Genomic DNA, 13,375 nt, shown 5'->3' with positions numbered 1-13,375 from the left:
CGGGATCACCAAACAAACCCTTTATCCGTAAGGACCTGTGGTGCAGACACGCACACTGTTCCAGCTCAATCAACCCATAGATTTTCGGCCTTCTAAGCCGACGGTCGGGGGTTCGAATCCCTCTGGGCAGGCCAATAAAAACAACGGGCTGTAGCCATTTCGGTGGTTCGCTTTTTATGCGCCAGCTTATCGTGTAGGCATTTTGAGGGGAGACAAATCCGCGCTGATCCATATGACCGGCGGCACTCTGCCCTCCTGTCAGCCCGACGGGCACCAACCACCGTCGTCATAAGTAGCCTTGCAGAGCTCCAATCTAACGAGCTCCGATGACCTCAGCCCCTGCCCCTACACCTTTCCGCATGACGCGGGAGCGGCGAGGCCAAGGCGGCAGCAAAGCGACCTACTGACGCGCCCGAAATTAGCTGATCACGCTCGACTAGCGATTCCGACAATCGGCCCCACATCTCGGCATGGGAGCCGCGCCTTTGGCGCTACGATACGTCGCGCTGCCGCTGCGTGAATTCCGGCTGAATCTCAAACAAGGCTAGTCATTGGTAACTTCTAGGCCGAGGTTTTTCAGTGGCTTCGTTGTGCTTGAAATCGCCGCTGTTATTGAAAGGCGCTAGAAGGTGACCAACGCTGATAACCCACGGGGTACCGCGCTGCCCCTGATGTCTACGACAAATGTGCGATTTCGGCCTTCAACCACTCCCTGTGTCGGCTGAGAGCTTCGTCGAGATTGTGTTCTGTGTAGTACTCCTCAGAAGTCAGCGTATTCCCCACGCCTTGTACAACATATGGGGAATCGGTTGCGGAACCCCAATCAGTCCAAAATTCGCCGAGCGCAATCAAGTCATAGACTGGGTCAGCCCCTAGGCGACTCAGCAGATCCTCAAGGGCCACCGCCCGCCACTTTCGCTTGGCGCTATCCATGTCTATGTTTCGCATCTCACAGATGCGAGCCACGTTCCTGCGGCCATCTTCGAGTTGTGCGTCATTGAAGAGGGACAGCTCTGCAATCTCTCCCAGCATGGGTCCGCGGCGTCAATTTGAGACGCCTCCGCGTCAGCAAAGCGCCTCACGAACTGTGCGCCCAAGACTCCATCTCGCGGGATCCCGGAAATCCCCCAATAGATGACTCCCCAGTCGACCTGGCCTCGCTCCAGCATCAAAAAAAGACGATCTGTCATGGCTTAGACGGCACTCTATTTATCTTTCCACCGGGAACAAACATTCTGTGCGTCACACCGCCTAACCATGCTGAGCCGGATCAAGCAAGAGCCCGTCCTATTCGTAGACTCTAGCTGCCAGCAAGATGTCAGCCAACGTCCGCCAAGTCGGCATATCTCGAACAGGTTGCCCGGCATTCTTGTAATACCCATCCATATCTCGAATCCAGGCTTCCATTGCACCAAGAAACCTCTCTAGGCTAGCGTTTTCCCACTCTACTGGATTCTTCTGTAGGTCTTCTTGGAGAGCAGCGACAAAGTCCGCCAGCTTTTCCTTCGAATCGATTTCACCGATCTGATCTGGTAGATTCATCCTCACCTCCTATTACTTTGGAACACCTCTGATGCACACAATGCACCCTTGGTTCGGCGTTGTAAATTTCCACATCTGGCTCATTACTTCTTGAGCTGTAGCCGGCGTTATGTTCACCATAGTACCGGCTTGCAAAGTCACAAATAGCCTTCGATTATCCAGCGTATAGAACAACCCATCCTTCTCAAACACGCGTATCGGCGGCAAGCTGGTTGGTGAGAGCAACCCAGACTGCAATGCGCCTATTGCATCTTGTAGCGACGCCCCATTGGAGAACGTCGAACCAATACTGCTCTGCGTGAAACGAATCGAACTTGGATCCGCCAGCCCACTCAGGGTACTCGGTACGCCGCTGTCTTTGACGAGTTGCCCTTCCAAAGCCTTAGCAGCATCGCTACCAACAGACCTCGTTACCCCCAAGAGACCAATGCCCTTGAGCGTACCCGCGAGCAGCCCCTTGACTAGCCCGGTACCAATCAGGTCATCTGGCGAAAAGGTTGGCAGCTCAAGTCCCTGCGCTTTCGCTTGTGCAATCTGCCAACCCTTTTCCAACAGTTGACAGTCTGCGGAACCACTGCCCGACCCGCAACCCAAGGATGTCTTCTGATCCTGAATCCAGTTCGCAAGCGACTGACAGCCACTTCCTTCACATTTGGCCAGACCATCAGCCAGGATATCGTTGCTCTTTTGGTCCCGTTCCGCATAGATGTTGGCGGCAGCACACGACGACCAAACGCCGTTCGCGCATTCACGCTTGGCCCTCTCGAATGCCTGCCGATCCTTTGGGCCTAGGTAATTGTTCAGCGCCTCGTTCTGTGCGGCACCGGCTGCCGCCGTGGCGTTCTGGCCTAAGGCTGCTGCCAGACCACCTCCCGCCAACATCGCCACCGCCGTCACCAGCGCCTGGTTCGTCGGGTCGGCTCGGTCAGCATCCGTCTGAATGCCCAGCGCACCACCCACCAGTGGCGCCAAAACCGCGGACGTTGCCCCGCCAATGGCACCACCGGCACAATCCCCCCCACTCAAACTCTGCGCGGCACACCCCAACGCCGCGTGCGCAATCGCATTGGCCAACACCGTCTCGGGCGACGCACCCGCAGTGCCGATTCCCGACAGATTCGCACCAATCGCATTGGCCCCCACCGCAGCGGCATCACTCACCAGGCCATTTGCTAAGGCTTGGCCGAAGCTGCCGCCGTTGGCAATGGTGTTCACGCCAGCACTGACTAGCGAGCGCGCCAAGCTCGCTTCGGCGTATTGACCAAGGTTGGACTGAACCGCTGCCCAATTACCTTGGCTGATGTTGTTGCCAATGCTGCTGATGCCTGGGTTGCTCAGCTCAAGTGCACCGGTAATTCCATTCGTCAAGCCTGCCGTGATAGCCGCCACGGCGCCCGCTTGCAGGGCCTGACCCAGGTTGAGGTTGCCGGTGGTAATCACTTGCGAGGCCACACTGCCGGCCAACGACGACAGGCCCACCGAGATCGCGACGTTGGCAAGCCCACCGGCGGCAAAGGTAGCGCTAGCGAGAACCCCGCCTGCTTCGGCTGCCGCCTGCACGGACCCTGTGGTAATCAGCGTGTTAAGACCAACCTCCGCAGCGGCGGTCTGCATGGAAGCGATTGCACCGGATATCTCCGGCTGCAACATGATTGCAGCTGCAACGGCGACCACCATAGCGGCCAGTTGCACGAAGCCAAAAGACCCGCCTTCCTTAACGAAGTCCTGATGCAGATTGTCCGCAACCGCCGTCTGCGTGAAATTGCCGCCCAGGCTGTGCTGCAGGTTCGCCAGCAGTTGCTGCGTACCCGCCTGATCGACCGTGCCGTCTGCGTTGAGCTGCTGCAGCGCCCCACCAATCTGCTTCAGCGTCTGCACGTTCAGATCCATGTTGGCCGCGCTCATGAAACCGCCCGGCTGGACCTGTGTTCCTGTGGTGTTGATGTAACCGCCGCTGACGCTGCTCCAGATCTGACCCACGTCGACCTGATTCGCTTGGTTGGTCAGCGAGTTGGTGTTGACGGCCAAGGTGCCACTGGCGCTGATGCTCCCCGTATTGAGGATGCTGCCGTTGCCGTCCTGGAAGTTCAGTGTGACGTTCTGCCCGCTGATGTTGCCGCCAGCGGACATGGCGGTTGTGTTGGCCGGCAGGTACACCTGCGGCATCAGCGCGGTGATTGTCGGGCACGTGGCTGTGCCTGTGGCTGTGCAGCTCGGGTCCGGAACCGTCTGCTCCACGTACCACAGCATCGGCCGGTCAAGCTGGCTGACCTGCGTTTGCGTCAACGCCGTGCCCAGTTGCAGACCGTTGGCCTGGGCGTAGTTGAGCGCGTTCTGATACAGCACCTGTTTCTCAATCTGCGTGACCGACAAGTTCTGCTGGCTGTCGGTAGTCAAGCCGTCGACAAAGCTGGCCTTGCCGGTTTGCGCCAGGGCCGCCTGTTGCAAGAGCAGGTTCTCTTCGTCAGGGTTGTAATAGAAAAGGGTGGAGCTGGGTTGCAGGTTGGCCGGCAGATTGCTCAGCAGCGTCTGCGGACCAATTCCGGCTGACAGCGCCGGGCTCAGCTCGCCATCCACGTAAGACGCTTTCCCCGGCACCGGAGTAGGCAATTGGCCACTGCCGACCGTGCGCGGCACGCCGAGATTCAACCCCGGCATCGTCGAAGGCGACAGTGAAATCACCTGCGACGATGCGTTCACGCGTGGCGTGTACGTATTCGACGTAGTGATGCCGTTGATCAGTTGCTGGCCAGCCAGAGATACGCTAGTGCCCAGCACGTTGCCCACGTTCTGGATCTGGCCGTTCGAACTGATGCTCAGGTTCGGCGCTTGAATGGTGGCAGCAATGTTGCCCACCGGCGTGGGCGGGTTGATCACCCCTCCGGTACCGGTATAGGCACTGCCATAGAGCTGCGCGCACTGATCTGCAGAGCCGCACGCCCAGATGTCATGGCGTTTGTCGCTGCTGAACATGCCCGTCTCTTGCACCCAATGCGAGTGCCAATAGGCATTCAGCGTCTGCGCACTGTTGACAACCGGTCCTGCGACATTGATCACGGCGCTTGCGCCCGCGGTGATCAGGCTGCCCACGTTTGTCAGTGAACCAGCATTGATTTTCAGCGTGTTACCCGCGGAGATGACGGAGGAACTACCCGACTGCTGGTCGACGTAGCCTTCGCAATAACTTTCCTTGTAGCCGTTGGCGGTCATGCAGCCGGCGTACTGCTGCTGCGTACCGTAGTTCTGATGCACCGTCACCGGCGGTGGCAATGTATTGGTGATGGCACCCGAAACGTTCAACTCAACGTTGTTGCCCGCGACGATGTTGCCGGAGGTGTTGGTCAGGCTTTGTGCCGGCGTGGTCGAACTGGCAGTTGACCCGACCCCGCCCACCACAACGTTGTGCCCTGCAATCAGGTTGCCGTAGGTATTGTTGACCTGCCCAGCGGCAATGACGAGATCATGCCCAGCGTAGATCGACGCGTTCTGCTGGCTATAGCTGAACGTATTGGTGTTCGGGTTGTTGCCCCGTGGATTTCCAGCGGTACCGCAAGCGGTATCCGGTACGCCCGAGGCGCAGCCGACTTGCGAGGAATAGTTCTGCTGGTTGCCGCCCTGGTTGGTCAGGCTGGCCGCATTGACCAGCACGTTGTTGCCGGCGTAGAGGATGCCCTCGTTGACAAGGTTGCCGCCGCTAACGGTGAGATTGCCGCCAGCAGCGATCATGCCGAGCGGCATGCTGGTGGTGGCCGTGCCGGACGCTGTCGGAGCCAGCGCCCCCGTATTGAACGTGTAATACGACGGAGCGAAGTCGCAGCTAACGCTATTGAAACAGGATCCGACAACCGGTGACTCGACTGGGGCCGATAGCGATGCCAGCTGCGCCAGGAATGAGGAAAAACCCGCCTGGTCTACCCAGGTGTTCACTTGGTTCGACAGCAAGGGAGCGACAGCGCCATTGCTGAGCGATTGCACATTGAGCGCAACCCCATTCAGCGCTGAAATCTGACCGCCACGGTTGGACAACGAGTTTGCGGTGATTGCCAGCCCATTGCCAGCCGATATCACACCCGATGTTCCCGGCGTCTGCGTGGTTACGCTTTGATAGACCGTCGGCAATGCGATGGTTTGAACTGGCGAGCCACCATTAGGCGATGCAGTCACAACCCAGTAGGGCGCGTTGCTGACGCTGGAATTCGACACCCATGTGTATTGCAGTGACACGGAACTGGCGCTCGCGGCCCCACCGCCTAGCGGAGACAAGAGGTCGCCTAGAGTTGCTGCCTGCGTTTTCAGAACGTCGTCAGAAGCCTCGATCGTGCAGCAAACGTGAACACGGGACCAATAGCTCACGTTACCGATCCCTGCTGACAACAGTAGAGAAGGATCGCTGATTTGTGTTGTGTAAGTCTGCTGCCCGGACGGCGCAGTCTGATCGTTCACCACGCTGGCGGCGGTGATGGAGACATTATTCCCCGCCGTAATCGTCCCGCCGGTGTTCTGCAGTGTGCCGCTCAGATTGAAGGTGGCATTTCCTGCCGCTTGTGTCGTGGCAAGTTGGTTATCGAACGAGCCGCCGTTGACCGTAAGAGAACCCATCGACTCCACGGCGCCGCGGTTCGTGCCAGAGCCATTCAGCGTCAGGGAATTACCGGCATGGAGGATTGCTCCTGCAGCGTTGGAAAATGCGCCATTGATCGTCAGATCTGAAGCGCTGACCTGTCCCACGTTCGTAAACATGCCGCTAGTACCCAGCGTGACAGCGGACGTTCCTGTGATGGTGCCGGCGTTGGTGAAACCGTTGTTGCCGTTGGCAGTCACACTCTGGCCGCCTAGTTTCCAGGTGCCCGAGACGTAGATGGAGCCGGCATTGATGTTGAGCTGACCGCCCTGACTGATAGTGCCTTGCGAGGGATCAAAAGCCATGTTGACGGCCGAGATGCCCATGTTTCGCTGGGCCAGGATGTTGCCGCTGGCGTTGCTGAATGCACCATTTCCCCCGGTCAGTGTGAGCGACAAATCTCCGGTGGTCGGCCCACCGGTGGCGCTCGGGTCGCCTGCAAAGATCAACCCGCCTTGGTTGTTCAGCGTGCCGGCTGTAATGTTCAGTGCGTTCAAGCCAAGGAGCGACCCGCTGTTGGCCAGCGCGCCACTGGCAACAACATTGCTCGTACCACCATTGACGATGCCCGCATTGCTGAAACTGCCCGCCGAGACCGTGGTGGTGCCCGTCGACGCAAGCGATGCACCGGTGGCGTTGGTCACCACATTGCCGGATACGTTGAGATTGCCACCCGCCAGCACACTGCTCGTGTTGGCAAGCGTTCCACCTGCGGCCAGCGTGGCATTCCCCACCGCCAGCACCTGCTGGCCCGTGAGCGACAGTTGGTTGCTTGCGTGCGCATCGAGTGCACCACCGACCAGCAGGTTGCCCGTTTTAACGTTGGTGCCGCTCAGGGTTGTATTTCCAGTCGAGACAACCTGTGCCTGACTACTATCCAGCGTAGATTGCGCTGCAACGTTGACGTTCTTGGAGCCTGCCAATGTGCCAGTCAGCGTGACATTGTTCCCGCTCAGGCCGACTTGGCCCGCTATGGTGCTGGTCCCGGACAACGCGAGCATCTGACCCGCCTGCAAGGTCGCGTCACCATTGGCAGAAACACCCCCAACGGTTACGTTGCCCTGCGTGCCGATCATGCTGACGGCGCCGACGGCCGACACACCACTCATGGCGGACACATTCTGCGCGGCCAGCACGTTGAGGTTGCCGCCCGTCGCGATCTGACCGCCGAATGTGGTGCTGCCACCAGTCGACTGAACCTTGACGTCGCCGACTGCAGTCGTTGCACCCAAGGCGATATCGCCGCCGGCGTTGGCGCTGAACTTGCCAGCCGTTTCGATGCCGCCCAGGGCGATGCCGTTGCCAGCTTGCAGGCTGGTGTCTTTTGCAAAGCTCAGCGCACCACCACCGGCGATGGCGCTGCCAGCCTGGATCGTGGCTGCCCCGAGGCCCAGCAGGTTACCGGTGAGTGTCACACCGCCCTGCGCGGTCAAAGCGGTATCGCCATTGATGAGACCGCCCGCCAAGGAGAGCCCGGCTCCTGACGTAGCCATCAGGTTGCCTCCGACCGTCAGTGGACCTGCAACGCTCAGGCTGCCAGTGGTTGCCGCAAGCGTGGCATTGGCATTGGTGCCAAACGCACCGCTGATCGAGAGATTCCGACCGGCAGTTGCATTGGCCGCACCATAGCCAAGAACGGCACCATTGAGCGACACGTCGCGTGACGCTGTCATCGACAGCAAGCCCCCCGCTACGGTCGTACCCGCAACAGCAATATCACCGCCACCACCCTGTCCCTTCGCGATCAGCGACAGCGCGGTGCCGGCTTGCGCGGAGCCCAGCGTCAGGCTATTGCCAGCGGTAGCCGTCAGCGTGCCATTCGTGGCAACACCATTAGTCACGCTGACATTGCCACCGGCAGACAGGCTGGCTTGATCACCAAATGCCACAGCCGCTGCACTCAAATTGCCCCCGGCCGCCAATGCACCCGAATGCTGAGCGGCAACCCCGCCAGACAGTGTCAGATCCGTACCTGCAGACAGATTGGCAGAGCCTGCCGACACCACAACGCCTGTCGCCGACAGGGACGTACCGGCCGACGCAGTCAGGTTGCCCTGCGTCGCCACGGTCGAGAGGTTCACCTGACCGGCATTCGCGGCAACCGACAAGGTGCCCACAGTGTTGAGCGCATCCGCAAAACTCGTGTTGCGCCCTGCCTGAACGGAACCGATCCCACCGCTATTGACTGCCCCGGTCACGCTAACATCGCGAGCCGCTTGCAGGGTCAGATCGCTTGCCGAGGTCATGGCACCAGCAACGGTCACATCACCACCACCCACAGTGCCGTTGGCGGTGACACTCAAGGGGCCGTTCACAGCCTGGACCTTGCCCAAGCCAGCCGTATTGGCGGCGGTGACCATCACGCTCGCGCCCTGCAACGTACCGGTTAGGCTGGTGTCTTGGCCTGCCGTTACCGTGGCCGACTGTGCGAATGCGGCGCTACCCGCGCCGGTGACATTGCGGCTGGCAGACAGCGTGCCGTCCCTTTGCCCCGCTACCGCACCGCTAAGCACGATGTCGCGCCCGGCCAGTGCCAGGAAGGAACTCGCGGCAGACGCTTGCCCGCCCAGGTTCACATCAAGGCCGGCAACGACAGAAAGCGTCTGGTTGGTCGCGAGACTACCGGCGACGGAAGCCGTACCGCCCTGTGCATACAAGAGAAGGTCCGCTGCCGACTGCACCGCCCCCGCAACAGTCACGTTTCGGGCGCCCAGCAACTGCACATCTGCGCCCCCCGTCAAGGCGCCATTGACCGCCACATCACGGGCGGCCTGTAGCCCAATCGAACCCGGTACGCCAACGGTTCCGTTCAGCACAACGTCGCCGGCACCACCGTTGCCATTGGCGACTACTCCCAACGTGGTAGAAGACAGGATGTTGTTCAGCGCGGCATTGTTGCCGGCATTGACATAGACGCTGTTGGCCTGCATGGAGCCCGTCAACGTTACGTCCTGACCGGACAGAAGCGTCAGTGCCTGAACTACCGCCTGTGTGCCCGCACCGGTGATATTGCGGCCCGCCACTACGGTTCCATCTGCGTTACCGATTAGCACACCGTTCAAAACCGCGTCCCGTCCGGCGCTCAGAAGTAAGGTGCCGATGGCACTGGTGCTAGCTCCCAGCGACAAATCGAGGCCCGCACCAATAGAAAGGCTGCCGCCGCTGCTGATGCCTCCGCTCGCATTGAGGCTGCCTCGCTGCGCAGTCAATGACGTATTACCAACCGCTTCGATCGCGCCCGCCACGCCAATGTTGCCTTGCGCGTTGACGGTGGCGGTGGAACCCGACGCCAGCTTGCCTCCAATCGAGACATCCTGCGCCGCTGTCAGTTGGACAGCGCTTGCAGCCGCAGCCGAACCGTTGACCTGGATTACGCCGCCGCCATTATTGCCCTGCGCTTGCAGGTCGAGTGTCGAGGCGGACTCGACGTTGTTCACACTGAGGCTATTGCCCGCAGTGACGTTGACAGCCTGCCCCTGGACTAGGCCCCCTTGGTTAACGTCGCGTCCCGACACCAACGCGGCCTGTCGGCCGAACGAGATCACGCCCGTACCGGTCAGATCGCGACCAGCCAACAGCGTGCCGCTACCTTGCCCATTCAACGTACCCGATACGGCGAGATCGCGGCCGCTGGACAGCGTCGCATCACCACTGGCCGTAGTTGCGCCGCCGAGATTGATGTCCGTACCGGCTTGAATGCCAAGCGCGCCCTGGCTGGCGATCGTGCCGGTCGACATCATCGATCCACTGATGGAGGTCAGTGCCGTGCTGCCTGCCGATTGGACACTGCCGCTAACGTTCAGATTGCCGCCGGCAGACGCCGTGATATTGGCACCCGCCGCGGTAGCGCCAGTCAGGTTCAAATCCTGCCCAGCTGACAAGGTCATGGTTGAACCAGCCTGAACGTCTCGCAGGTTCGCGGTGCCACCGGCAGTCATCTGCACGGTTCCGCCACGCAACGCGCCGCTTAGATTTGTATCTGCGGTCGATTGCAACGTCGTTGCCAAGCCGAAGGCGGTATTGCCACCGCCGCTGATTGCGCCTCCCGCCGACAGCGAGCCATTACCTTGGCCTACCAGGGTGCCGCCCAGCGTGAGATTCGTCCCCGCCGTGAGCGCCGTATCACCTAAAGCGGAGGTACTGGACTGCGCGCCTAGGATGATGGCTTGAGCGGCCCCTGCCGTCACGTTTCCGCCCGCCTGCACCGTCCCCGTATTGGTGATCGAGCCCGTGTTCGCCTGGAGCAGCACATCGGCATTGGACTGCAGCATGCCGCCAACCGTGACGTTACCGCCAGCATTCACGTTCAGCTTCGATGCGAGCTGCAGGTTCCCGGTGACCTGGGCGTCCCTGGCTGCGACGAGATTGCCGGCTCCAGCCCCCTGCACCGCGCCACTTACAGAGATATCGCCGCCGCCAGCGGTCCCCTTCGCCTGTACGGTCAGGTCGCCATTGGCTTGTACGTTGTTCAGCGTCGCGGACCCAGCGGCCACCAGATTCACGGCATTGGCCTGCAGGCTGCCGCTGACATTGGTGTCGCGCCCCGAGTTGACGGCCACGTTGCCTGCCACCGCGGTGTTGCCAGCCAGGGTGACGTTATTGGCAGCAGTGAGCTGCGCGTTGCCTTGGGTCGATGCCGAACCGGACAGCGCGATATCACGCCCTGCCCCCACGGTGACATCACCGATGGCACTCGTGCTACCGCGCAGCGTCACGTCAGTTCCAGCGTTGACAGCAAGCGTGCTACCAACGGTCAACTGGCCGGCCGATGCCACGTTGCCAGTGGCCGCATTCAGGTTCAACGCTCCGACCGTCTGCACGCCACCACTGGCGCTGACATTGACATTGCGCCCGGCAGACAAGGCGACCTGATCGCCGCCAGCAACGTTGCTCGCCACAACAACATCACGCTGTGCGGTGACACTCACCGCGCCTACCGACGCCACGTTGCCGTTGAAGACGACATCGCCACCGCCAGTGACGCCCATTGCAGCAACGTTGAAGGCGCCACCTGCTTGAACGTCTTGGAAACTCGCGCCGTTGCCAGCCTGTACAGTGAGTGCGTTCGACAGCAGCTTGCCTGCAAGCGCTACATCGTTGCCGGTCTGGAGCGTGGCGCCTTGGCCGAACGCAAGCGACCCTGCGCCTGTGAGGTTTGTGCCTGCATGAATGTTTCCATTCTGCTGCGCAATCAGGACACCGCCGATATCGATCGCCTGGCCGGCGTTCAGGCTGACATTGGTACTACCCAGCACAGAACCTGGAACAGAAAGATTGCCGCCTGTCGCAATCGTCATTGCGGCGCCACTGGCAAGCGAACCCGAGATTTGCGTATCGCCACCGGCGTTCAACGCAGCGCTAGCGATCGCGGTAGCCTGCCCGACAATCGACAGACCTTGCCCCGCTGCCAGCGTGAGATTGCCACCGCTATTAAGCGTGCCTTGGCTCACAAGATTGCGCCCTGCAGACAATGCAGTATCCGCTGAGGACTGTACGTTCGCGCCCGTCCGCGTATTGACGTCACGCCCCGCCTGCGCGGTGACGGACGCCGCGCTGAGTTGCCCTGTCACGTCGATGTCACGCGCGGCAGTCAGCGTTGCCGCTGTGCTTGCGACGGTGGCACCGCTGACGGTGATATCGCCGCCGCCAGCGTTTCCCGTCGCGGTGATGGCGAGTGCGCCACCGCTTTGCACGGTCCCGGCTTGCACGCTTGCGCCGGCGGAGAGCGTGGTGTCTCCCGTCGACTGCGTATTGCCCACGTTGATATTGCCACCAGCCATGGCGCTCAGTTGCTTGCCCGACTGCACCTGACCGGTAGAGGTCACATCACCACCGGCAGTGATGGTGTAGCCACCCACACCAACATGTGTACCGCTGAGCGACACGTTGCCGGCGGCCTGCACATTCGCCTGCTGTTGTGCTGCTGTGCCTGCCAGTGAGACATCACCGTTCGATGCGATGTTCAGATCGCCGGCATTCGCAGCCAGTTGGGCATCCATCCGAACGCCCATCCCGGCAGCAGTTCCTACCACCTGGATTTGTCCGGCCGTAACCGCGCCGAATGCGGTCGCGTCGATCGCATAGCCGTTGTTCGCGCCGCCGTTTGCTGCATTGATGGCAGTTGCGGTATTCGACGATCCGTTGGATGTCGTGCCGTAGATCGTCCCGCTATCGGTGGTAGAAGTCGGCGCCACGAACTGGCGACCTGCAATGATATTGATGCGCGACCCCGCATAGAGCGGCGCATTGATGCCAATCGTCTGGCCAATCAGATCGATGGTACCGACCGTGCCTTCGATACCGGGCCCCGGTCCGTTGACGCCTGCATTTCCCTCGATCTGGATGTGGCCGCCCGTCACGTTGTAGCCAATCGCCTGCGCGTTGGTGAAGTCCGTGGTGGTGCCGTTCGGCCCTGACAGGAATTGCGGTTTGCCCGTACTGAGCGTCACACCCAATGTGTTGACGAATCCCACGCCACGCGTGGTGATACCGTTCGGGTTGGCAATGATGACGGTGGCTGGCGCGCCGAAGACTTCCAGCGGTCCAGCAAGCAAGCTGGCGTAGTTCGCCCCGGTTGCCGTCACCTCATTGATGATCGTGCTGGCAACACGATTACTGAGGTACGGGTTGGCACTCAGTTGGCCGCCCGTCAAAGACGTGCCGCCCATGAGGCTATTGTTCAGGATCAATCCGACTGGATCGATATTGAAGCTCTGAAATTGGTTCAGGGAGATGCCCGCAGCGTTGGGGGCAGTGATGTTGACCACCGGCACGCCACCGCCCACACCTGTGGTCTGCGTCACGCCGGGACGGAAGACGATGGGCGCGTTGGGGTCGACGATGGGGGCTGCCTGCGCTGCATGCCAAGCTAGGCGAATACGCAGCGCCGTCATTGCAACCCAATCGGACCAAGCCTCGGGGCTGGGTGCGTGTGTGCCTGCATTCAATACCCCAGCAGCGCTGCGGCCCTGCTCAATGGTGACCGTCAACGGGCTCAGCCACATGAACACCGCCACCAAACCCGCCACAGCCCGCCTCCACAGCGGCTTGCCCTGCGCAAGATGCCGTTGCGCATCCGCATGCGAGAACATCGCGTCGGAGCAAGCGGTATCCCGTGCCAGATTGGCTTGTTCGAGTTGGTGAAAATAGAGTCGCTGGCGCGTGTTCATGGTCGTTGCGCTTCTTGTTCGAGCGATGGCCGCAGCTCTCCCC

3 protein-coding genes and 1 tRNA gene are annotated in these 13,375 nt (G+C 60.8%); 1 reads left to right on the top strand and 3 read right to left on the bottom strand.

What is annotated here, in order from left to right:
- The first annotated feature begins 55 nt into the window (after positions 1 to 55).
- Positions 56 to 134 (top strand) — tRNA-Arg (locus ABIC76_RS17415).
- Positions 135 to 675: 541 nt separating this feature from the next.
- Here ABIC76_RS17415 and ABIC76_RS17410 read toward each other — a convergent pair.
- The 3 genes from ABIC76_RS17410 to ABIC76_RS17400 all read right to left on the bottom strand — a co-directional run bounded on the left by ABIC76_RS17410 (position 676) and on the right by ABIC76_RS17400 (position 13,332).
- Positions 676 to 1,032 (bottom strand): DUF2247 family protein, encoded by a 357-nt coding sequence (locus tag ABIC76_RS17410; protein WP_354534685.1) that lies wholly within the window; start codon positions 1,030 to 1,032, stop codon positions 676 to 678.
- A gap of 255 nt (positions 1,033 to 1,287) precedes the next feature.
- Entirely contained in the window at positions 1,288 to 1,542 is a 255-nt protein-coding gene (locus ABIC76_RS17405; protein WP_354534684.1) for a DUF7660 family protein, read from the bottom strand.
- A 12-nt stretch (positions 1,543 to 1,554) separates the two neighbouring features.
- A complete protein-coding gene (locus tag ABIC76_RS17400; protein ID WP_354534683.1) occupies positions 1,555 to 13,332 on the bottom strand; it encodes a two-partner secretion domain-containing protein in 11,778 nt (3,925 codons plus the stop codon).
- Positions 13,333 to 13,375 lie beyond the last annotated feature (43 nt).

Origin of the sequence: Ralstonia sp. 1138 (assembly GCF_040544795.1) — a bacterium.
GTDB classification, from domain to species: Bacteria; Pseudomonadota; Gammaproteobacteria; order Burkholderiales; family Burkholderiaceae; genus Ralstonia; species Ralstonia flatus.
The sequence above is the reverse complement of the archived record's forward strand: the minus strand, read 5'-3'. Positions and strand labels throughout refer to the sequence as shown.